Source organism: Cupriavidus sp. UME77 (genome assembly GCF_014170355.1).
In the GTDB taxonomy this organism is placed as follows: domain Bacteria; phylum Pseudomonadota; class Gammaproteobacteria; order Burkholderiales; family Burkholderiaceae; genus Cupriavidus; species Cupriavidus basilensis.
The window spans coordinates 145837-168941 of the sequence record NZ_LZZU01000045.1; the positions used below are offsets into that span (position 1 = coordinate 145837).

General features: G+C 63.6%; 19 protein-coding genes and 1 pseudogene. 7 read left to right on the forward strand and 13 right to left on the reverse strand.

Annotation, left to right across the window (positions count from 1 at the left end; all coding sequences use genetic code 11):
• Positions 1 to 216 precede the first annotated feature (216 nt).
• From A9975_RS17805 to A9975_RS17835, 7 genes are all read left to right on the forward strand, one after another.
• A complete protein-coding gene (locus A9975_RS17805) occupies positions 217 to 498 on the forward strand; it encodes a hypothetical protein (protein ID WP_183033978.1) in 282 nt (93 codons plus the stop codon).
• A gap of 96 nt (positions 499 to 594) precedes the next feature.
• Positions 595 to 1239, forward strand: coding sequence for a pyridoxamine 5'-phosphate oxidase family protein (locus tag A9975_RS17810; RefSeq protein ID WP_183033979.1), 645 nt, complete (start codon positions 595 to 597; stop codon positions 1237 to 1239).
• Between the two features lie 343 nt (positions 1240 to 1582).
• Positions 1583 to 1792, forward strand: coding sequence for a hypothetical protein (locus A9975_RS17815; RefSeq protein WP_183033980.1), 210 nt, complete (start codon positions 1583 to 1585; stop codon positions 1790 to 1792).
• 216 nt (positions 1793 to 2008) lie between these two features.
• Positions 2009 to 4138, forward strand: coding sequence for a TonB-dependent siderophore receptor (locus tag A9975_RS17820; protein WP_183033981.1), 2130 nt, complete (start codon positions 2009 to 2011; stop codon positions 4136 to 4138).
• 166 nt (positions 4139 to 4304) lie between these two features.
• A complete protein-coding gene (locus A9975_RS17825; RefSeq protein ID WP_183033982.1) occupies positions 4305 to 4763 on the forward strand; it encodes a MarR family winged helix-turn-helix transcriptional regulator in 459 nt (152 codons plus the stop codon).
• A 99-nt stretch (positions 4764 to 4862) separates the two neighbouring features.
• Positions 4863 to 5429, forward strand: coding sequence for an isochorismatase family protein (locus tag A9975_RS17830; protein ID WP_183033983.1), 567 nt, complete (start codon positions 4863 to 4865; stop codon positions 5427 to 5429).
• Positions 5426 to 6697 carry an MFS transporter gene (locus A9975_RS17835; protein ID WP_183033984.1) on the forward strand — a complete coding sequence of 424 codons (1272 nt, stop codon included), beginning with the start codon at positions 5426 to 5428 and terminating at the stop codon, positions 6695 to 6697. The genes A9975_RS17830 and A9975_RS17835 overlap by 4 nt, the downstream gene beginning before the upstream one ends.
• An 8-nt stretch (positions 6698 to 6705) precedes the next feature.
• On the opposite strand, the gene A9975_RS17840 is transcribed toward A9975_RS17835, so the two are convergent.
• From A9975_RS17840 to A9975_RS17900, 13 genes and pseudogenes are all read right to left on the reverse strand, one after another.
• Positions 6706 to 7506: an IclR family transcriptional regulator gene (locus tag A9975_RS17840; protein WP_183033985.1), complete on the reverse strand. Its 801-nt coding sequence runs from the start codon at positions 7504 to 7506 to the stop codon at positions 6706 to 6708.
• A gap of 137 nt (positions 7507 to 7643) precedes the next feature.
• The gene (locus tag A9975_RS17845) at positions 7644 to 9767 is read right to left on the reverse strand and encodes an acetate--CoA ligase family protein (RefSeq protein WP_183033986.1); all 2124 of its coding nucleotides are present in this window, start codon (positions 9765 to 9767) and stop codon (positions 7644 to 7646) included.
• Between the two features lie 4 nt (positions 9768 to 9771).
• Complete coding sequence (locus A9975_RS17850) at positions 9772 to 10572, reverse strand: enoyl-CoA hydratase/isomerase family protein (protein WP_183033987.1); 801 nt, start codon at positions 10570 to 10572, stop codon at positions 9772 to 9774.
• 84 nt (positions 10573 to 10656) lie between these two features.
• Complete coding sequence (locus tag A9975_RS17855; protein WP_220810811.1) at positions 10657 to 11622, reverse strand: tripartite tricarboxylate transporter substrate binding protein; 966 nt, start codon at positions 11620 to 11622, stop codon at positions 10657 to 10659.
• 215 nt (positions 11623 to 11837) lie between these two features.
• Positions 11838 to 12566 (reverse strand): class I SAM-dependent methyltransferase, encoded by a 729-nt coding sequence (locus tag A9975_RS17860; RefSeq protein WP_183033988.1) that lies wholly within the window; start codon positions 12564 to 12566, stop codon positions 11838 to 11840.
• A gap of 52 nt (positions 12567 to 12618) precedes the next feature.
• Positions 12619 to 14244, reverse strand: a complete 1626-nt coding sequence (locus A9975_RS17865; protein ID WP_183033989.1) for a histidine kinase N-terminal 7TM domain-containing protein — start codon at positions 14242 to 14244, stop codon at positions 12619 to 12621.
• A gap of 145 nt (positions 14245 to 14389) precedes the next feature.
• Entirely contained in the window at positions 14390 to 15424 is a 1035-nt protein-coding gene (locus A9975_RS17870; RefSeq protein ID WP_183033990.1) for a HipA domain-containing protein, read from the reverse strand.
• 42 nt (positions 15425 to 15466) lie between these two features.
• Entirely contained in the window at positions 15467 to 15739 is a 273-nt protein-coding gene (locus A9975_RS17875) for a helix-turn-helix domain-containing protein (protein ID WP_183033991.1), read from the reverse strand.
• Positions 15740 to 15940: 201 nt separating this feature from the next.
• Positions 15941 to 17266 carry an IS4 family transposase gene (locus A9975_RS17880; RefSeq protein ID WP_183033992.1) on the reverse strand — a complete coding sequence of 442 codons (1326 nt, stop codon included), beginning with the start codon at positions 17264 to 17266 and terminating at the stop codon, positions 15941 to 15943.
• Positions 17267 to 17404: 138 nt separating this feature from the next.
• Positions 17405 to 19043, reverse strand: a pseudogene (gene ltrA / locus A9975_RS17885) (group II intron reverse transcriptase/maturase).
• Between the two features lie 703 nt (positions 19044 to 19746).
• The gene (locus A9975_RS17890) at positions 19747 to 20922 is read right to left on the reverse strand and encodes an acyl-CoA dehydrogenase family protein (protein ID WP_183033993.1); all 1176 of its coding nucleotides are present in this window, start codon (positions 20920 to 20922) and stop codon (positions 19747 to 19749) included.
• Positions 20923 to 21075: 153 nt separating this feature from the next.
• The gene (locus A9975_RS17895; protein ID WP_183033994.1) at positions 21076 to 22416 is read right to left on the reverse strand and encodes a type II toxin-antitoxin system HipA family toxin; all 1341 of its coding nucleotides are present in this window, start codon (positions 22414 to 22416) and stop codon (positions 21076 to 21078) included.
• A gap of 2 nt (positions 22417 to 22418) precedes the next feature.
• A complete protein-coding gene (locus A9975_RS17900) occupies positions 22419 to 22670 on the reverse strand; it encodes a helix-turn-helix domain-containing protein (RefSeq protein WP_183033995.1) in 252 nt (83 codons plus the stop codon).
• Positions 22671 to 23105 lie beyond the last annotated feature (435 nt).

Here is a 23105-nt window from a genome sequence, read left to right on the forward strand (position 1 = left end):
TGGCTCCTTTTGCGAATGTAAGGTGGCAAGAAGCGGCGCTGCCGGGATACCCTTGGTACGCCACTTCGTCCATATAATACTGTATGCGTACTATATGTCAAGCAAATCAAATGATGCTTGCGACATCCCGCCTTGATGCTATCGGGACCTCGTGCACCTCGCCTCACGCCTGGCGGCGGAGGCTGGCGTCCGCCCGCAGATGCACTGAACGAGGCGATGGATCGCGCCCTCGGCCAAGCGCCAGAGATCTTCGAATGGCTACAGGCCCCGCCAACCTTCTCCGCGCAGGTCGACCTCCCCGATCGCATCGAGCATGCGGAGGCCACTCTGCTCTACAGCTGCGGGCTCATCGTGCAGATGTTGGGCTGGCTGGCCACGCACCACTTGACGGTCACCAAAGTCCTGGTGGAACTCAAAGTGCGTTTCCACTCGGCCTCGACCCAAAAAGAGACCTTCCGTTTTCTCCATAACGGCCATTCGCTGGCCCTAGCCCTCTAAATTAGTCCACTCACGACGATTTGCGCGGACCGTTCTACGGCAGAATTGGTCGAACGAGTACGCCTTTGCTGGCTCTTAATAATTGGGCTCGGCTGGATGCCGTCCCCCACTCCCCGCACCCGCATACGCCGGCTCCCGGAGCTTGCGCTCTACGAAAAGGCGGCGCTTTATTCGATAATCGATTCAGCTTATGTCTGCCATATTTCTTTTTACGATGGCGAATCCAGTCATGTCATTCCCACTGCGTGCTGGCGCGATGGCGATAGGCTATACATCCATGGTTCCAATGGCGGGCGGCTTATTCGCAAACTAACTAGTGCCAAAGAGGCAGCGGTGGCCATTACCCACCTGGACGGACTCGTGTTGGCAAAGTCTGCGTTTAATCACGCCATGAATTATCGATCCGCGATTATTTATGGCCGATTTAATGCTGTAAATGACGAGGTGGAAAAGCGCCGACTGATGGATATTTTCATGAGACTGATTGCGCCAGGCCGCGAGGGGGATGCCCGGCCGGGGAGCGCGAAGGAGTTTGCCGCGACGACAATTCTAGGCATCGCGCTCGATGAAGCCGCCGCGAAAGTTCGAACTGGCGGGCCGATTGATGACGAATCGGACCTGGATTTGCCAATTTGGGCCGGTGTCCTGCCGATGGTGACGCTGCCACAGACGCCGATTGCTGCATCGACCAGTATCGGAGCAGAACCAGTGTACGTGAGGCAATGGAAGACGTCTGAATGACCGGGAAATGATGATGTTCCACAGACGTTGTCTCTACGATCGAATCATCTCTTGACTTAGGACGGCCAGATATCAACACGTGTAACCGCGACGGACCGGATAGTCAGCGTGATTGGATGGCATGGGATACCGCTTAGTAGTGTTGATCGGTGGATTCACTGGAGGAGACACGGGGAATGGACGCTTATCACTTGTTCCTGTAGGCCGCCGCTTTGACAGTCCGCAGGGATGCTGCGGAACGTTGTAGCGGCTAAGCGGTAATGTCCGCTTTTGGCTAAGCTCAAATGTCCGAGTTTGGCCAGCGTAAGCTTGACGGCTTCCAGCGCCACGGAGCCCGTCATAGATGGCCATGTGGTTGGAAGTGTCTCAGCGGCTCGGCAATAGGCATCTTCAGCGCACCACGAGCGGCGCGGACGATGAGCATGCAGGCGTTCTGCACGAGATCGTCGCGCGCGACTGCCCAGGTGCGCGCAGGTTGCTGCGCGCTCATATCGAGTGCAGTCGGGACGTGGCACGCAACCTCACGCTGCACCGGCTGGTGGAAGCGGCATAGCCCCCAGCCCTGCTTGCCGGCATGTCGACCCTGTGGCATCGCGCCGCGGCTCCGGGAAATTCCACACAAGTGATGGAGAAGACCCTTATAATGCAACCTAGTTGCAATAAGAAGTCAATCACGTTGGCCCACCCGTTGGGACCGGCCGTCTCGCGTCGCGCCACTGCCGAATCCCCAACGGGCTACCCAGCACCAGCGCTTTCCTCTGATCCGAACATGCCGATACTTTCTGTCACTCCAGCCGGCCAACGACGGCGTATTCCTCTCGCCGCACTGGCCGCCGCCACGGCGTTCACCGCTCCTCTCGCCGATGCCGAGGAGGCGCCCGCGACGACGCTCCCCGAAGTCTCGGTGGTCAGCACCGTCGACAAGACCTACGCGCCTTCCACCTCCACGGGTGCGACCCGTACCGAAACCCCGCTGCGTGAGGTGCCGCAATCCGTGCGCGTGCTGCCGCGCGAGCTGCTCGACGATATCGGCGCCACGCGGCTGGATCAGACCTTCGACTACGCCAGCGGCGTGTCGCGCCAGAACAGCTTCGGCGGCCTGTGGGACAACTACGCGATACGCGGCTTCACCGGCAACGAGAACACCGGCGCTGGCTACCTTGTCAACGGCTTTGCCGCCAACCGCGGCTTCACCGCGCCGCGCGACGCAGCCACCATCGAACGCGTGGAGGTGCTCAAGGGCCCGACCTCCTCGCTGTACGGTAACAGCGAACCCGGCGGCAGCATCAACGTCATCACCAAGCAGCCACAGTTCAAGCCCAGCCAGGCCTACGACATGGAGGTCAGCAGCCGTGATGGCTACCGTGTGTCGGCCGACGTCACCGGCGCCATCAGCGACAACGTGGCCGGGCGGCTGGTCGCCGTGGGCGACCACGAAGGTAGCACGCGCGATTTCGTCAACAGCAAGCGCTACCTGGTGGCGCCGTCGTTCACCTGGACCCTGGGCGCTGACACCATCGTGCAGTACGCGGCCGAGTTCCAGCGCTACACCGCCCCGCTGGACCGCGGCGTGGTGGCCATCAACGGGCAGTTGGGCGCCGTACCGCGCTCGCGCTTCCTCGGCGAGCCAAACGATAGCGACATCCGCCTCGACAGCCAGTCGCACCAGTTGAGTGTTGAACATCAGTTCTCGCCGGACTGGAAGGGCCGCCTGGCCGCGGCCTACCGCGGCGGCAGCCTGGTGGGCTACTCCACCGAGGCCAGCGCGCTGTCCGCAGACCAGCGTACCCTGAGACGCCAGCGTCGCTATCGCGACTACCAGTCCGACGACGTTTCGCTGCAGGCCGACATGACCGGCAAGTTCACCACCGGCGCGATCGGCCACGAGCTGATCGTCGGCGTGGACGCCTACCGCTTCGGCAACACCCAGGTGCAGCTGCGCAAGAACCCCACCGCCAGCGCGCCCTATGCCATCGACATCTACAACCCGGTCTATGGGCAGACCCCACCCACACTGGCAGCCAACACCGACACCTACGAGCGCCAGACCAATCTCGGCCTCTATGCCCAGGACCAACTGCGGCTGGGTGAACGCTGGCGCCTGCTGGCCGGCGTGCGTTTCGATGCCTACAACCAGTCGCTGGACAACCGCCTGCTCGGCACCAGTGCCAGCCAGCATCAGAGCGCGGTCTCGCCGCGCATCGGCCTCACCTATCTGGCCAGCAACAACGTCTCGCTGTTCGCCAACGCCAGCCGCTCGTTCCGCCCCAATACCGGCACTGATTCCGCTGGCAACCCGTTCTCTGCGGAACACGGGCGGGCCGTCGAGGCTGGCGTGAAGCTCGACAGCGACGACCGCCGTCTCGGCGCCACACTGTCGGTCTTCGAGATCCGCAAGCGCAACGTGCTGACCACCGACCCGCTGGATCCCTCCTACTCGGTGGCCGCCGGCGAGGCGCGCAGCCGCGGGGTGGAACTCGACGCTTCCGGGCAACTCGGCACGCATTGGCGCGTGACCGGCAACTTTGCCTATACCGACGCCGAAATCACCCAGGACAGCAGGCTCGCCGCCGGCACGCCGCTGGCCAACATCCCGCGCACCAGCGGCAGCGTGATGGCAGTGTACGAGGATGCGGCCCCCATCGGCCAGCGCTACGGCGTGGGCGGCGGCATCCGCTATGTCGGCAAGCGCTCCGGCGACTCGCAGAACAGCTTCTCGCTGCCCGCCTACACGCTGGCCGACGTGCTGGGCTATTGGCAATACAGCAAGACGGCACGCGTGACGCTTAACGTCGACAACCTGTTCGACAAGACCTACTACGCCAGCTCCTATAGCAGCGTGTGGGTCATGCCCGGCGCCGGCCGTACTGTGCGCCTGGGCCTGCGGCTGAGCTACTGAGCCCTGTTCGCGCGCATGCAGGCACGGAAACGCTGGTGGACTATGACCTTGTCGGCGCACCTGGCGCCGTCCTGATTGGATCTCCCTGACCGTCAATCATGACGGACCTGAACAAAATAAGAAGGTTACCTTTGTAGTTTTCCTTCGTATCGACTACATTGGGGAGATGCATTCCAACCATAAACAAGATGATCCGCAGGTTGCCCGCGCATCCGCGCTGGCAACCGATCTTCGTATCGTGATCGGCCAGCTGAGGCGCCGCCTGCGTGAAGAGGTGCATCCGGGCGATCTCACCTGGGCCCAGATGTCGGTTCTGGGGCGCCTGGAGCGCGACGGTCCGGCCACCGTGACAACCCTGGCGCGGGCCGAGGGTGTGCGGTCCCAGTCCATGGGCGCCACGGTTGCCGTCCTGGAAGCAGCCCGGCTGGTGAGCGGTGCGCCGGATCCGGTCGACGGGCGGCAGACCATCTTGTCGCTCACGGCTGACGCGCGGGAGATGATCCTGGCGACCCGGGCAGCGCGCGAAGACTGGCTGCTACGTGCCATCCGGACAAAGCTCGCGGGGAAGGAGCAAGAGGAGCTTGCGGCCGGCATCGCCCTGCTCAAACGACTAGCCGACTCGTGACGGGGCCCTTTCAAAGTCCCGGCCAGCGTCCCACTCCGGACTTGCCGAAGTCCCTGCCGTAGTCCCGCCAGTAGTCCCTATCGACCGAGAGAAAACACCATGCCAGTCACCGTTCTTGATCCCAAAGCCGCTCTCGTTGTCATCGATCTGCAGCAGGGAATCGTCTCGCTTCCCGTTGTGCACCCGGTCGACGAAGTCGTGAAGCAGTCTGCGGCACTTGCCGCCGCGTTCCGCGGCCACGGCCTGCCAGTTGTGCTGGTCAACGTTGCCGGCGGCGCTCCCGGCCGTACGGAACAGGGACGCAGGCTTGGCGATCTTCCCGCCGGGTGGGCCGATCTGGTGCCCGAGTTGAACCGGCAGCCGGCTGACCACATGGTGACAAAGCGGACCTGGGGAGCATTCACCAATACCGATCTTGAGGCGCAACTGAGAAAGCTGGGGGTTACGCAGGTGGTGCTTGCCGGCGTTGCGACCAGCATCGGCGTGGAGTCGACCGCGCGCCAGGCGTATGAGCTTGGGTTCAACGTTGCTCTCGCCGTCGATGCCATGACCGACCTGAGCCTGGATGCGCACGCGAACAGCATTGCGCGGATTTTCCCGAGGCTGGGTGAGACAGGCACAACCCGCGAGATCATCGATCTGCTCGAAAAGGGCGGTAGCCGGTGAGAGGCACCTTCCGTTCGCTGAACAACTTCAACTACCGGCTCTGGGCCGGCGGGGCAATCGTATCCAATGTAGGAACCTGGATGCAGCGCACCGCGCAGGACTGGCTGGTGCTCACGCATCTGACGCACAAGAACGCAACGTCCGTGGGCGTGGTCATGGCGCTGCAGTTCGGGCCCCAGTTGCTCTTGTTACCCTTGACCGGCTTTGCGGCGGATCATTTCGACCGGCGCAAGCTCCTGCTTGCCACGCAAGCCGCCATGGGCACGCTGGCGCTCGGGCTGGGACTCCTGACCTTGTCCGGGCACGTCCAGTTGTGGCACGTGTACCTGTTTGCGTTCCTGCTCGGCTGTGTCACGGCATTCGATTCTCCCGCGCGCCAGACCTTTGTCGCCGAGCTGGTCGGGGACTCGGATCTGTCCAACGCCGTGGCGCTGAATTCCACCTCGTTCAACGCAGCGCGGATGATTGGCCCTGCGGTGGCCGGTGTGCTGATCAGCGTGGTGGGTACCGGATGGGTATTCCTGATCAATGCGGCGTCCTTTGTCGCGGTGCTGGGGGCGTTGAGCCGCCTGCGCCTTGGTGAACTGCATCGGAAGCCCCGGGCGGTCCGCACGCGAGGCAGCTTTGCCGAGGGTTTTCGCTATGTCTGGCGGCGCCCGGACCTGAAAGCTGCCTTGCTCATGCTGTTCCTGATCGGCACGTTTGGGCTGAACTTCCCGATTTTCATCTCGACGATGTCGGTTACCGTCTTTCATGCCGGGGCGGATCGGTTTGGTTTCCTGACGTCGATCATGGCGATCGGGTCGGTTACCGGCGCCTTGCTGGCGGCAAGGCGGGCCAAGCCGCGTTTCTCGCTTTTGCTCGCTGGCGCAACGGTGTTCGGGGCAGGCTGCGCGCTAGCCGCGATCATGCCCAGCTACGCCCTGTTTGGTCTTGCTCTGATCATGGTTGGCGTGGCGGCGCAGACCGTGACCACGTCGACAAACAGCCTGGTGCAGCTATCGACCGAACCCGCCATGCGCGGCCGGGTGGTGGCCATCCTCCTCGCCCTGGCTTTGGGCGGCACCCCGCTTGGCGCGCCGATCGTCGGCTGGGTCGCCGATACGTTCGGGCCACGCTGGGCGCTTGGCATCGGCGCCGGCGCGGGCTTTGCCGCTGCGATCGTCGGCGTGCGTTACCTCGCGAAATATCATCGCCTGCGCTTGCGCATCGACGCCGGGCGCCTGCGCCTGAGCTTGGATGAACACATGCTGAAGCCAAAGGCGTGAGCCGCCTGCTACACGGCCTCGTCGCCCATCGCGCTGCGGATCTGCGCGGCAAGCTTCATCAGGTGTGGCTTGAGAATGCGCGCGGCGCTGGCCGGCGTTGCCTGCGTGGCGGTGCTGACGTTCAGCACGTGGATGGCGTAGCGCTTGAACACCAGTGGCGTGGAGAGCGCGACCACTTCCGGCTGCCAGCTTGCCATGCACCAGCCTTGCTTGCGCACCTGCCCGATGGCTTGCTCGATGTCTTGTGCAAGCGCGGGCCAGTTAGCGCGCAGGCGCTTGCCGAAGCCTTCCAGCAAGGCCTTGGTTTCCTGCTCGGGGGCCGCGGCCAGGTAGGCGCGTCCCAGCGAGGTCAGCTCCATGGGCACACGCTGTCCGGTCACCACGCTGCGCAGCGAAACCTTGCGGCTATAGCGGATGGATTCCAGGTAAACCATCTCGTCGCGGTCGGCCATGGCCAGCCCGACGTTGATGTGCTGGCTTTGCGCGAGCTCGCGCATCAACGGCGCCGCTGCCTGAAGCACGGCAGAGCCGGTGCGCATGGCGTGCGCCAGGCTCAGGACCGGCGGGCCAAGCCGGTAAGCGCGCAGCGTGGCGTCGTACAGGAGGAAGCCGGCCTCGACCAGGCTTTGCGTGAGCCGGCTGACGGTCGAGCGCGGCAGGCCCGTGCGTTCGGCCAGGTCGCTGTTGCCGAGCACTTCCGAGCCAGCACGAAATGCCCGGAGTATCTCCATGCCGCGCTCGAGCGAGCGATTGGCCGACGTGCTGCTCGCCCTGCCACGCGCTCGCGACAACGCTAGTTCGGGATCCAAGGTCATGCTCCTGGGTGGGGCTGATTTCCGACTGCCGGAATTGAAGCATCAGAGGGGGAGTCTCGCATCATCTGGCATGACTATGCCAGACTCCCCTGCCCGGCTCACTAACTTGCTCCCTGCCCGGCTCTCTGCAGTCAGCCCGCCATCACAACCACGCCATCTGCCGCCCGCACGCCTTGCGCTGCCGGCAGCACGAAGACCGGGTTGATCTCCGCCTCCACCAACTGCTCTCCCAGCGCGGCCGTCATGCCGGAAAACGCTACAATGGCATTGGCCAGCGCCGCAACGTCGGCCTTGGGCCGTCCGCGGAATCCGTCCAGCAGCGGCCAGGTTTTCAGTTCCTGGATCATGCCGAGTGCTTCGGTGTGCGACAGCCCGCCGGCCGGCGGCAGCATGCGCATGGTGGTGTCCTTGAACAGCTCGGCGGTCACGCCGCCCATGCCCAGCAGGATCGCGGTGCCGAGCGCGTCGCGGTGCATGCCAAGGATCATCTCCACGCCGCCGGTGACCATCTCCTGGACGAGGAAGCGCTGGGGCACCACGCCGGTATGCGCTCGCACTTCGTCGGCCATCGCCGACAACCGCGCCGCTATGTCTTGCGGCGTCAGGTTGACGGCGACGCCGCCCACATCGCTCTTGTGCGTGATCTCGGCGCTGAGGATCTTAAGGACCACGCGGGCACCGAGGGCGTCGGCGGCGTCGCTGGCTTCTTGCGCATTGCCTACGATGCGCTCGCGCACCGACGGGATGCCAAAGCGCGCGAAGAGCTGCTTTGCCTCTGCCTCATCCAGCGCGCCGTGCGGCAGCTCCCCGGCGATGCGGGCTGCCGCAGGGGCCGGGACGTCAGGCGCCTCGCGCCATTGCCCGGCACGCAGCATGGCGCTTAGCGCGGCCGTACAGCCCTCGGGCGCGCTGAATGCGGGCACGCCGCGCGCGGTCAGCAGGCTGGCCACCTGCGGCGCATGTGGGCTGACGAAGGCCACCACCGGCTTGTCGCTGGTGGGCAGGCATTCCTGGATCGCGCCTGCCATCAGGTCTGGCATGGCCAGGCCGGACGACCCGACGATGATGGCAACGGCGTCATAGCTCGGGCTATCCAGCAGCGCCCGGATTGCGCCGCGCAGCAGGTCCGGCTGCAGGCCTGCCAGGGTGACATCGATGGGGTTGCGATCCAGTGCCGCGTGATCGCCCTGCTGCAGCGCCCGCAGCCGTTGCGCGGTGGCTTCATCCGGCGCGGGCGTCTCGAAGCCGGACAAGCCGAGGCTGTCCGAAACCAGCGTGCCGGCGCCGCCGGTCGAGGTCAGGATGGCCACCCGGTTGCCGCGCAGCGCCCTCCCGGTGGCGAGCGCGGCGGGCATGTCGAGCAGGTCCGCGAAGGTCTGCGCGCGGATCACGCCGGCTTGCCGGAACAACGCGTCGTACATCCGGTCCGCGCCGGCCAGCGCGCCCGTGTGCGACACCGCGGCACGGGCCCCCGCCTCGGAGCGGCCGATCTTGAACGCGACCACCGGCTTGCCTGCCCTGGCCGCCTTCAGCGCGGCGGCGCGGAATCGGTCGGGGTGGCGCACGCTTTCCACATACAGCGCAATCACGCGGGTGGCCTCATCATCCGCCAGGTAGTCGATGAAATCGGCCAGGTCGAGATCCACTTCGTTGCTGGTGGAAACCAGCTTGGAAAGCCCGATGCCGCGTGCGGCGGCGCGAGAGAGCAAAGCGCCAAGAATGCCGCCGCTCTGCGAGACCACGCCGATGTTGCCGACGGGGAAATGATCCATCTCCAGCGCCCCGCTGGCGGAAAGCGGGATATTGTCGGTGAGATTGACCAGGCCGATGGTGTTGGGGCCGAGCAGGCGCATGGCGCCGGCTGCCTCGATCAGTTCCGCCTGGCGGCGCGCGCCTTCGGCGCCCGTCTCCGAGTAGCCGCTGGCCAGCACGATGGCGGCGCCGGTGCCGAGCGCGGCCAGTTCGCGCACGGCCAGGTGGGCGCGCTGCGCGCCCAGCAGCACAATGCCCACATCCGGCACTTCCGGCAACGCGTCGATATCCGCATAGCAGCGGATGCCGTCAATCTCGCTCACCTTCGGGTTGACCGGGTAGATGGCGCCGGCGAAGCCGTGTTTTTTCAGGTAGGCGACCGGGCGCCCGGCGGTCTTGGCCGCATCGGCGGATGCACCGATGATGGCGACGCTGCGCGGCTTGACCAGGCGGGCGATGGCGGAGAGTGCGTTATCTGCGTTATCGGCGTTATCTGCTTCCATGGTGTCAGGCCTGTTCCTTTCCAGCCATCTTGGCCAGGAATGCCTGCACGGATTCCCGATGCTCGGCGCTGGTGTAGCAGATGCCCTGTGCCTGGCTGCCCTGTGCGAATACCTGCTCGGCCGGCAACTCGAAGGTCTGGTTCAAGATGGACTTGCTCAGCGCCAGGGCAGTTGCGGAGCCCTGGCTCAGCTCCGCCGCCCAGGCCCGGGCACGGGGCAACAGCGCCTCCGGCTCGCTCACGCGATCCGCGATGCCCAGCTGGAGGGCTTCTGCGGCATCGACCTTGCGCCCGCTGAAGATCAGCTCCTTGGCCTTGGACAGCCCGGTGCGGCGCGGCAGGAAGTACATGCCGCCGCCGTCCGGGATCAGGCCGCGATGGATGTACGACCAGGCGAAACTGGCGCTTTCCGATGCCATCACAAAATCGCAGCTCATGGCCATATCGGCACCGAGCCCGGCGGCGGCGCCATTGACCGCGGCAATGGTGGGCTTGGGCATGTTGTGCAGCAGCGCCACGGTATGGTGCACCCGTTGCTGGCGCGACCAGCCGTTGAACGCAACCTCGCCCGCCGGTGCGTCCATGCGCCGCTGCATGCCGGCCACATCGCCGCCAGCGCAGAAGCCTTTGCCGTTGCCGGTGAGCACCAGCGCCCGAATGGTCTTGTCCTGCGTGACATGCTCCAGGGCGGCGATCAGCTCTGTGCGCATGTCGTCGGTCATGGCGTTGCGCTTTTCAGGGCGGTTCAGCGTCAGGGTGGCGATCCCGGCGTCGACGTCGAGCGTGATCAGTGAAGTGGTGTTCATGGTGGGTCTCTTTACCTTGTGTTTTGTGCTTGGTGCTTGGTGTTCTCTGTATTGCGTGCCGATGCGCAATCAAGCGCTGCCGGACTACTCCGCGGTGATGTTGGCTTGCTTGACCACCCGGCTCCAGCGGACCTCCTCGGCGCGCACATAGCGGCCGAATTCCTCGGGCGTTCCCGCGCTGACTTCCAGGCCCTCGGTTTCGGCGCGCTTGCGGAACGCCTCGGTCTGCACCGCTTTCCTGGCGGCGGCGTTCAGGCGGGCAATTACCGGGGCGGGCGTGCCTGCCGGAACGAAGAGCCCGTACCAGCTTTCGGCCACGTAACCGGGCACGCCGCTTTCCGCGATGGTGGGCACCTTGGCCAGCACCGGGCTTGTCGAGCGCTTGGCGGTGGTCACCGCGATCGCGCGCAGCTTGCCGTTCTCAAGCAACGACCCGACTGCGGAGGCCGTGGCGAACATCACATCCACCTGGCCGCCCAGCAAGTCTGTGATGGCTGGGCCGGCGCCTCGGTAGGGAATGTGATTAAGGTCGACTTTGGCCAGTGACTTGAACAGTTCACCCGCGAGGTGCGCGGAGGTGCCAGGGCCCTGCGATGCAAACGAGATTTTCCCTGGCTTGGCCTTGGCGGCAGCGATCAGGTCCTGCACCGTCTTGTAGGGGCTGTCCGGGCGAACCACCAGCACGTTGGGCGACTGGCCTACCAGCATCACCGGCGCAAATGCCTTGTCGGTGGCATAGGGCAGCTTGGCGTGGATGCTCGGGTTGACCGCGTGCGCAAACGTGGCCATTACCATGGTGTAGCCATCCGGCGCGCTCTTGGCCACCGTGTCGGAGCCGATGATGGTGCCGCCTCCAGGCTTGTTGTCGATGATCACCGGCTGGCCGAGATCCTGCGACATCGTCACGCCCATGGTCCTGGCGATCAGGTCGGTGCCACCGCCCGGGGCGAAGGGCACGACGAGGCGAATGGGCTTTTCCGGGAAGGCTGCGGCATTGGCGGCTGGCACCAGCGCGCCAGTGGCGGCAAGCGCAATGGCCAACGTGGCCAGCGCCCTGTTGAAGAGGGGGAGTGAATTAGGCACTTGCGTCTCCGTCTGGGTTTCTTGACGGGACAGGCGCCATTTTTCTGCCCTGCCCGTCGTTTATCGATGAACCCAGATTAAGCGCAAATACGGTCGAATACAGCCCTGCATTTCCACGCAGTGGAATTGAGATCCGGCCTCGGCGGGCTCGCTTGGGGCCTGCATGGCCGCCTGCTCGGCCGCTACCGATATCCCGAGACTACCGTCACGACAAGCGGCCGCGGCAACATGCCGGATGCGTCAAGATGACGTCCCGCGTAGTCACGCAGCTCAGCCTCGATGGCGGCGTGGCGCGATGTCGGCACCTCTTCCCACAAGCGCATCGACCGCGCGTGCGCAACCGCATGGTCGATGGAGAGCGACTCCATCGTTAGGATCCGGTCTTCCCGGACCGCGTGAAAGCCGCCGGCGGCTAGCGTCCCGGCAGGCTGGTATTCAGCTTTGGGCCGCGCCTGGCTCAGGGCCACGTGGCGGCCGACGATGTCAACGATGGCCTCGCGAAAATCGCCCGCGTCATTCTTGTTGACGACGACGAAGGCCGCGCCTGGCACCAATACGCGGCGGATGTTGCGCACAGACGCATCGTCCGAGAACCAGTGGAACGCGCCGAAGGCGGTAGCCCCGCCAAATGCCGCGTCGGCAAAATCCAGGCGATCGGCGCCCATTACGTGGTACGCGCCCGCCTGCCCAAGCCGGCGCGCCTCGTCGATCATGTCGGGGTCAATGTCGATCCCGACCGGGCGAAAACCGCACGCGGTCAGTTGCCGGGTGGCGATACCCGTGCCGCATCCGATGTCGAGGATGGCTTGCGTCTGTGCTGCCGCCAAAATATCTGCGACCTTGTCCATCACAGCCGTGCTGTAGGACTGGCGTGCCTGGTTGTAGATGGCTGCGGATTCGCCGAATGACATGAGCGGGGTACTCCTGAGTTGATGGCCGGTCAGGCCAATCCATGAAAGACGTTCAGCCCGGGTACACAGGCGACGCCACCGGGTCGTGCATCATGAAGCGGTCGCGGCCGTTGCGCTTGGCCTCGTACATGGCAGCGTCGGCCTTTTCTAGCAGGAACTCCAGCGACGGCGACGCCGGGATTTCGCAAACCGCGCCAACGCTGATGGTGACGCACGGGTGCTCCGGCCAGCCGCCATGCGGCAGCGCCAGCGAGCGCACGGCATTGAGCAGGCGCAAGCCGATTTCCCTCGTCTCGCCGGGCGCGATCGCCGGCAGCACGATGACGAACTCTTCGCCGCCAACGCGGGCGCAGAAGTCGCTGGGGCCGTTGCGCATGGCTTCGCCGATGGCGGCGGCAACGCGGCGCAGGCATTCGTCGCCGTGCACGTGGCCGTGCAGATCGTTGTACTGCTTGAAGTAATCGACGTCGATGATCAGCAGGCCGACGGGAATGCCGCGCTCAAACGCGTCGGCTATCGCGACGGCGGCCTCGCGCTGGAAGTAGCGCCGGTTGAGCGCGCCGGTGAGCGCATCGCGATACAGGTCCGCCTCGATGCGTGAGAGCTTTTCCTCGGTCTCGCCGAGCCGCACCGCCAGGCTGGAGTTTTCCACCGTCAACGCGTGCTCGCGCGAGCGAAAGCGCGTGACGTCGCGCAGGAACACAATGATCCCGACCGGCTGCCGGTGCAGGTTGCGCACCGAATCCACGGTGAGCTCGTAGTCGACACGCGCCTGCGAAATCAGGTGCGATCCGCCGCTGCCGGGCGCGTCGCTGCGGCTGGCGGCAATCGCGTCCCGCCAGGCGGGCGGAAACGCGCTGCCCCGCTCCACCTCCACCAGCAGGCGCCGCGCGGCAGGGTTGAAATCGACAATGATGTCGTTGGCATTCACGATCACGCAGCCCTCTTGCAAGGCATCGAAGACCCTGAGCCTGGCGTAGTGGCCAACGTCATCCAGGTGCCTGCGCAGCGCGCATACCCACACCAGCACCGCCGTCACCGCGAAAGTGGCGGGGGTCAGGTCGCCGCCCAGCGGACCCGTCCATCCGCGCAAGTACGCGATATTGGCCACCAGCGGCAACGCCAGGCCGCCCGCAAGCACTGCCCTTCCCCCGCGGGTCAGGTTGCTGCTTGGCACCCGCGCCGTCAGCAGGAAGTAGACGCTGATCAGCAACAGCAGGTAGGTGTAGACCGCCGCGGCGGCGTATCCCGGGCCATGGCCGAAGACGGCGCCCGGCGGCGCGCCCCCCGGCACCAGCCGGATCGATGTCCAGATCAGGTGATGCCGTTCGTTGGTAAAGACCAGGGCCAGCGTCACGATATTGATGACGATGGGCAGCGAGAGCAGCGACCAAGGGATGACGAATCTTGGCCGGCTGAGCTGGACGATGGCGCAGAGCCAGCCGATGGGCACGGCGACAATGCCGACATATTGCACCTTGGCCCACAGGATGCGGGTTTCCAGGTCGACGGAGTTCAACTCGAGCAGGCGGCCACCGCTCCATAGCGCGCTCCCCAGGGCCAGCGCCAGGAAGGCCTTGACGATGGGGTCGTCCCGCCGCGTCCAGGTTGCGACGGCAACCATCAGACTTCCGACGACCGCAAAGGTGAGGCAGAGGACAAGGGGGTACGAAGGCATTCGGCCGGTTCCAGGACACGCCCGCTGGCAGCGCCAGCGGTGGATTCTCCGGTCGGATTATAAGGCGGCGCGGCGGGGCCGATCCGTGTCGCGGGAAGGCTTGGGCGCTTCCCTGGACGAATGCTCTCCTCTCTTGTGCAGGCAGCTATGCTGCCGGACTTCGAACTGGCCGTCTTAGCCGATCGGACATCTCCTTGAGTGGCATGGCCAGGATGGCATTGAGCAGCCGGGCCTCGCCACCATCCGGCGTGGCCTCAGCTTCGACTTGCGCTCGGACCTCATTCGTGGCCTGCGCTACGGCAACCAACACTGCGTCGAGCTCATAGGCTGCCGCCGTTGGACTCAGCCCAAGTTCCTGCCCCGCTTGAATCAGGTCGGTGCGCTGGAGGTCGCCGTAATGCCTGGCGGCCCCGATCGGCATGGACAATTTGGAGTCCGGCCAGTACGGCTCGGTGTCGCGAAAGCTCTTGGTGTCGTGCACCACGGTGCTGACGATATCGTAGAACGGAGCAAGGCTGTAGCCGTCAGGGTCCGCGAAGAACGACAGGTTTTTCATATGTGCGTCGCCGTTGCCAACCAGCACGTTGAACACAATCCAGCGGTAAATTGCCAGGCGCGAGGCGGCGCGGGTACGTGTCAGCTCGATCAGCGCTTTCAGGGTCTGCGTCGAGGCTTGCGTGTACTTTAGTGTTCGGCTCTTTCCGCGCAGCTGCATGCCGTCAATGACATGCCGGCGCCGCACCTGGCCCTGCAGCGATTTACGATCAAAACGGGAAATAGCGAAGACCGGCGCCGGCACGCGCAGGAACGCCGTGGCTGGCACCGGCAGACCCACGCGCGCAGCCAGCCGCATGCAGAAGAACTCATTGATGGCAGTATGTGGCCATGCGGTAGAGCGTGCTTCCGGCTTCAGGATATGGGTGGAAGGCTCTGCGCCGATTGGTTCCAGCAATCGCTGCTCTCCTTGCCTGCCCTCCAGGATTGCCGCCAGCTTGTGCTGCGCGCCACCCACCGACATGTGCTTGGGCGCCTTCGCGTCAAGCGGGCGCCCCGGCAGGTCCGCGATACGGCGGTGCAATTCTTCGAACGATAGCGGCACCCGGCCTGCGCCGGGTTCCTGCTGGCCCGGCGCCAGAAGCGTGATGGCCCCGGCCGATTCCGCGCCGTAGTACGCCAGCATTTACGCCGTTGGCAAAGGCGATGAGCGTGCGCTCTTCTTCGCTCATTTACGTACTCGCCGGTTGGCGAGCCCGTCTTTGTCCGCCATCAGTTGCTGGACGCCGGAAGCCTCGCCGAACAGCGTCACGCCGAGCTCCTGTAGCAGGAGCAGCACCTTGCCGATTTGCGCGGTCTCCTTGCCACGTTCAACCGCTGAGATAAAGGCTGGCGAGAGGCCCGTGGCGCGCGCCAGTTCGTCGCGCGTGAGCTTCTGGGTCATGCGCGCAGCGCGGGCGAGCTGGCCAAGGCTTGCGGTTGCGGTAATGAGGTGCTGCATTGCGCCTTTCGTCGTGTAGATAACGTATCAGTACGACGACAGTATAGAACGCTGCCTAGCAAAATTCCAGATATGAGATTCGATCTGATACGTTAGCTTGGTGACGGTTGGTTTTGCTTCTTAAAAAGCATGATCGAATACATTAACCGCTATCCCAGCCCCCTCCCCGCTCCCCCTCAAAACCATGTCGTTATACAGAAGTCATGAGTCCTCCCGCAGCGCCTGAATCATGAACGCGGCATCCATTGTTCGCTGGAGGCCGATCCAGATCGTTTTGGCGCCGGGCTCGCCATCACTCTTGCGCCCAAGGAATCCGCCCAGAGAAGCCACCAAACGGATCATCTGATTGAGCGTAACCGGTGTCTTTGGACGGGCCTTTTTCGCGAGCACATATGCCCCTCGTATCTCGTCAGCGTCGAAGAACAGCGATGCGTCCAACTCAGGGCAGGTTCTGGCCAACCGCATCAGCCTGGCAATGCGCCATGCCACAACCATGTACAACACCAAGGCCCGCTCCACACGCTCCATTTGCGATAGCTGCAGCGCCTCGACCTTGCATCCGGTCTTCAGGACGTGGAAGAACATCTCGATCTCCCATCGGGCTCGATACCAATCAATTAATTCGACAATGGCGTCCGTGTTCTGCGCCTCGCGATTGGTCAGCAGTCGCCACACCACAGGTGTGACGCCCGCCGGCGCACCGGTCTCGTGGGCCACCACACAAGTAACCGAGCCTGCCTGACCCGGCAGCTTCACACGTTGTGCGCGTAGTTCCTGCTTAACCTCGCGCGCCTTCTGGCCTGCGCGCCCCGGCAGGATGAAGGTGATTTCCCCAAGCGCCTGGCTGGCGTCGACGTTGTCCCACAGCTTCCCTGCCTCGGCAAGGTTGCGGTTGTATTGGGAACGGATCAGCCAGTCAGCGGGCTGACCGAGTTCACATGCGCGGGCCATCAGCGCCGCGATGTCGCCTTCCCGATCCGTCACATAGACCAGGCGTGTCTGAGGTAGCAGCGCCGCTTGCTCCGCAACCCGTTCGTACCCTTCGATCCACCGTATGCTTTCCTTGATGCCGCCACGCTGTCCGTTAGCGTCCCGAGGCTCCCGAGCCCACATCCATGCATCGATCACGCCCAGCGGCTCCCGATCCGGCGTGACGGCGTACGTCGGATGCAGATACATTCCCCTCTGCGCTTCAAAGCTCAGCGGCCCTAGTCCCTCCACCTCCTGGCCGTTGAAGTTCAATTCGGTTGTGTCAGCGATGCACAACACCACCGGGAATTGGCCAGCCCTGGCAGCGGTGCGCTCCCAATGTGGCTGCATCACATCCGTCCATTCGATCTCCTCGTTACCGAGAAATCGATACGCCGCCATGGTCTCCGACCATCCATCGCAAGCGCCCGGAATGCTAGCCGTCGGGTTGGCTGCAAACCGCTTGAGCAGTTCCTTCGCCCGCCGGTCCCGCCTGGGATCGCCTAGATTCAGCCCCTCAAATTCTTCGTCCACCCACGCCCCCGACTCGTTGTCCATTCGCACTGCCGGGTAGCCAGACGCGGTTACCCGCGCCCGGCCCCCTCAGAACCGTGCATGCTTCTTTCGACGCACACGGCTCAAGCCTCTACGAAGGCACCTTTCGGTACCCGGTCTCACAACTGTAGTTCTGGCGTACTACCGAGTTCTACGGCAATCGAGATGGTGCAGTTCGAGATTGCTCGCTGAGTCCGATCCGCCTTCGGTTCTTTTCACAATGTGGCGGACATCCCAAGGAGTGCCCTTTGTGATAGGTTCCTGACAGGTAGGACACAGGCGATCTTGCCTGAGCCAGACGCGGTAGAGCTTCGCACGGCCTCTTGACGAGTTCAGCGTTTTCTTGCCCCACCGGGACTCGAAGTACTGTTCCCATTTGGGGTCGTGCGGATTCGCGTTGGCTTTGATCTTGACATGCCGCTGTATTGGCGTGTCCGACTCTTGCAGCAGGGTAAGCTCCCGTTCCGTTCCATCCTCTTGTTTTTCTGTGGCGGTAAATGCCCAGTTCCGGGTGCCTCGGGTCTTGAAGTATTTCTCTTTGACCCATCTGGCTCCTTTATTGGGGTGTCTTCTCACCGCCCATCGCCATAGCATTGACCAGACATTGGCATCAACCCGAGCGAAGGTTTCCTTGGCGACTACATGGCTGTGGTAATTCGCCCATCCACGCAATACCGGATTGAGCAGCCTTATCAGGTTTGCCTGTTTAGCCGTCTTGTTGGCCCTGATGACTTCACGGATTTTGTCAAGATGAGCCTTGACGTTCGCTTTCGACGGCTTGACCAACAGCTTGCCGTTGTACTTGCGAAGGTTCCATCCGAGGAAGTCGAACCCATCCGTGATATGCGTTATTTTGGTTTTTTCCGGCGATAGGACAAGCCCACGCTCCGCCAGGAATTCGACCACGGCAGGCATGACTTCGCTCTCCAGCCATTCTTTCGAGAAGCCAGTGATGATGAAGTCGTCCGCGTAACGCACCATGTTCATTTTTAAGCCTGCCCGCCTTGCCTGCGGAAACTTCTCCGCTAGCCTTGCTTCGAGACCGTCCAACGTCATGTTGGCTAAGACAGGGCTGATAATTCCCCCTTGCGGGGCACCTGCCTCAGTTGGGAAGAGTTCGTTTTGATACACGAATCCCGCCTTGAGCCACTTCTTTAGGACCGCCTTATCCGTAGGGACATGGGCGAGCATCCAGTCGTGACTGATTTTGTCGAAACAGCCTTGAATGTCGGCCTCTAGCACCCATTGTGCATTTGCCTTTTTCGCGAGCGAGACGAAACACTGTCCCCCGGCATCCGCGGTTGAGCGCTCCGGCCTGAACCCATAGGAGTTCAGATCGGCGGTGGTTTCCGCGATCGGTTCCAATGCCAGCAAATGTAGCGCTTGCATGGCGCGGCACTTCATCACGGGTATGCCCAGCGGCCTCGTCTTGCCGTTTTTCTTCGGAATTAACACCCTCCGAAGCGGAAGGGGCGAGTAGCCCCGCCTCTTCAACGACGCCATCGCGTTGGTCTTTGCCTCCGGGTGTTTTCCACGTTACCTTGTCCACACCGGGGGTATTCCTGCCTTGATTTTCAGTCACCCGCTTGACGGCTAATGCCTTGCCGCTGAACGAGTGGGTCAGTAGCCATTGCAAGGCTTTCGCCTTGTTATGGCGACCTTCCTGTGTCGCCTTCACTATACGCGTTTGCAGCCCTCTTACATGCCGTTGGACCTCGGCCCAATTGATGCCGTCCCACGTCATGCCAGAAGGTGCACGCGCCTGTGTTGCAGCACTCATTTGCTTTCCTCCCGTTAAGATGGTTCTGGAAACTCTCTGGTGAGGAGAGACCATGAGGAAGTCTGCCCGCTTTCGCGTGAGGTGATGTTGCAACCTCTATCCGTCCCATTACAGGTCGGCGTTCGCTTTTTCCTCGTTCCTGTGCCCGCACCGCCATGGGCAGACTTTGCAGCCTGCTGTCCCCGAAGGGAGCGATACGGGGTTTCCACGTTCCGCTTGCAAAAGTACGTCGGGTTAGGTGCCTGCTATTGACCGGGAGGCATATGGGTCACGAGAGCGCATTTTCGAAACCCTGTTCCCACCTCCATTACCGTTTTGGTTCAAGCGTAGAAGCCACTTCCGCTTGTTTCTCGTCACGATCTTTATCGCAGATTCAAATGTTTTCACCCTACCGACTATCTGGCACTTCACCGGCGCGTGGCTGCCAGAAGGGTATGCCTCTCGCGATTGATACCCCGCACCTTACGATGCTTCGTTACGTTGTCAGAGCCGCTCTTTATTCAGGCTCCTAGATTCAACCGGTGACACGGTTGGTTCCCTCCGTTGCCGCGGGAACAACTTCTGCAAGCGACCTCGTGTCGCAACGAAAAGTCGAGAGTAAACGCGAGTCCGCGCATGTTTACAACCCCCTGAGTCTGAATTCCGTCAGTTCCCGGCTGCATGTAGTCGAGGGGAGGCCATCACTTCTGTATAACGAGATGCCTCAAAACCCCAGCTGCCGCGCGGCCAGGTCTTTCATGATTTCCTCCGACCCGCCGCCGATCATCATGACCTTGACCTCGCGGTACACCCGCTCGCTCAGGGTGCCGCGCATGAAACCCATGCCGCCCAGGATCTGCACGGCCTGGTCGGCGCAGAACTGCATGGCCTGGGTGGCCTGGATCTTGGCCATGCAGGTGCGCGCCACCAGTTGCGCCGGGTCGCCGGCCTGATGCTGCACGCGGTAAGCCAGGTCGTAGACGAGGTTGCGGGCGGCTTCGATGCGCAGGGCCATGTCGACCAGCTTGTGGCGGATCACCTGGCGCTCCACCAGCGGGTGGCCGAAGGTGCTGCGCTGGCGCGCCCAGTCGAGCGCTTCCTGCAGGCAGGCTTCGGCATAGCCATAGGCGCTGGCGCTCATCCCCAGCCGCTCGGCGTTGAAGTTGCGCATGATGACCTGGAAGCCACGGTTTTCTTCGCCGATCAGGTTGGCGGCCGGGATCCGGCAGTTGTCGAAGTGCAGGTGGGCGGTGTCGGAGGCGAGCCAGCCCATCTTCTTGAGTTCGGTGCGGGTCAGGCCGGGCGGGTTGCCTTCGATCAGCAGCAGGGAGATGCCGCCCGCGCCCTTGTTGGCGGGATCGGTGCGCACCGCGGTGGTGATGAAGTCGGCGCGCATGCCGGAGGTGATGAAGGTTTTCTCGCCGTTGACGATGTAGTGGTCGCCGTCGCGCACGGCGGTGGTCTTCAGGCTGGCCACATCGGAGCCGCCGCCGGGCTCGGTAATGGCCAGGGCGGCGATCTTGTCGCCAGCAATGACCGCGGGCAACACGCGTTCCTGTAGCGCCTGGCTGCCGGCCGCGACGATGGGCGGCACGCCGATGGAATGGGAGTGCAGCGATGCGTTGACGCCGCCGGAGCCGCAGCGGGCAAACTCTTCGGCCTGGATCAGGTGATAGAAGATGTCGCCGGGCGTGCCGCCGAAGTGTTCCGGGTAACCCAGCCCGAGCAGGCCGACTTCCGCGGCGCGGCGGTATAGCGAGCGGGGAAAGGTCCCGGCTTCGTCCCATTCGTTTACGTAAGGTGTGATCTCGCGGGCCACAAAGTCGCGCAGCGTGCTGCGGAACTGTTCGTGCTCGGCGGTGAAATAGTGCGCAAGGGGCGGCAGGGTCAGGAGGCTCATCGTGGGTCCTGTCAGTGGGGCTGTCAGTGGGCTTTCGGGTCGGGGGTGGCGTGCTGCATGCAAGTCGGCATCCCTCGACCATAGGCCGCGCCGTGCACTTCGTCTTGCGCAAAGTGGTTGGCCCCGGCAGACCCCAACTCCCCAACCAACCACTTAGCCAGGCGGCATGCGATCGAGCTGCCGGGCGGATGCCTCCAGCCCTTGCAGGATGCTGTGCGCCACCTTTTGCGGGAAGCCTTTCGGCAAGGCGGCGCTGACAGTCGCAATGACCGCCGGCGTCTGCGCAACGAGCCGCTGGACGATGCCTTCCGCATCCGGGCCGTGGAAGCACTTGGGCGCCATGGCGTTGAAATGCCGGCGCTGCACGTCCTTGAACAGGTAGTGCCGGTTCTTGCCGGCCACCGCCATGGCCAGCTTGGCCTTGTGCCACGACCACTGGTTTGCCCCAAAGCCAACCACCGGCCAGATCGACATCACGTCATAGAGCGGCGTCATCCGGTAGCGCCCGCCAGGCAGCAGGCGGATGCTGAAATTCTTGGCATGCCCGTCGGGCGCCGCCAGCATCCAGAACAGGATCTGCGTGGTGAGGAAGATTTCCAGGTCTTCGTCGGCGTGGGTCGATTGCCGCAGGATCTGGGCGATGTCGCGCATGCCCGGGCCGCCATCCGCTTCGTACTTCAGGTGCGGGGCGACGCCAAGCGCCTGGCAGAAATCCTCCTGCGGCAGGCGCAGGATCCAGCCTCCCGAGGAATGCATCTGCCGGTCGAAGCGCTGCACGCTCAGGACCTTCTGGCTGGCGAAGGTCTTGATTTCGCTATGCGCCACCGGCAGGCCATAGGCGGCAAGGATGGTCAGGCAGAGCCACTCGTTCTCGACCGAGGTACTTAGGTCGGCCCGCTTGTTGCCCACCAACCCGAGCGGCAGCTTGAGGATGTGCGTGGTGGGCGTGGCGCCGTGGGGCTTCATCCACTGGTTGCCGTGCCACAGCAGCGCGGTCTTTTCCTGCGCGCCGGCCAGGGAGATGCGCAAGTCTTCGTCATCGTCCTGTGCGCCCATGCCGGTGGGGCTGACCGTCTGCCGCAGCAGTTTTTCAATATCGGCGTCGGACTGCGGGGTGCCTTCGATGCGGTCATGGCCCGCCGGCTGTTCGTTCTCGCCGAGCAATTGCACAGCGCCGACGCAATCGCGGCCGATGGCCTCCAGCAGGTCGAAGGCTTCCGTGGTTGCCGCCTTGAAACGCGTGGCCAGGCGCTTGCGGATGGCGTCGCTGTCGGGCAGCAGGTTGTCGAAGTAGTTGCGCACCCGGTCGCCCTTGAGCGGGGAGGTATCGACGCCGAAGGGAAGCGACAGGGAAAGTGGGCGTCCGGCGGGCGAGGCCAGCCAGCCTGGGTCGTACTGCAACTCCATGTCGCCCCGCGCGGGGATGCGCCACGTCCCTACCCGCTCGCCATTGGCCCATACCGACAGCGCCCGCGCATGCGATCTGCGGCCCATGGCTACCACTCCACCGGCGAAGCTTCGGCGCCTGCCGCGTGCCTATCCTGCACGATGAGCTCCAGGCCGAGGACGCCGATCAGCGCCAGCAACTGATCGGCGCTGATGCTGCCCGGGTTGAGCTCCATATGGGAGATGCGGCTCTGGCTGACATCCAGCCGCGCGGCAAGGTCCGTCTGCGACAGCTTGGCGGCACGCCGTGCGGATTGCAGCACTTGCCCGAGCTGGCTGGGGGTGGTGAGCAGCTGTTTCATCTTGGTGATCCGGAGTTACCGATCAAATGCGTAATCTCACTTTACAAATAATATGGGTAAATTGCAAATACCAATTTCATGGGCATTTTCGATTACCCACATCATGCTTGCGGTAATGTCTGCGATTTCCGCCGCTGGGCGAGCAAGGCAGGGTTCCCACTCGCTCCTTTTCGGATTTTTCCGAAAATGCTCCCGCTCGCATCCGACGTCACAATTTTTGACACTTATTCGGCACATTTCACGGTAGCCTGATTGGCTACCCCGCGCCATACAGCATTCGCTGCATGTGCCACTCGTGGGCCCCTTCACCCCGCCGGAGTGCCGCCTATGGGCAACCGCCCGCCGTTCCTGTCCAACCGTACTGTCACGATTCGTGGTGACGGTTTGCCCGAAATCCTGGGTCAGGTCGCCCTGACCGTCGCCCGCGTGCAGGGC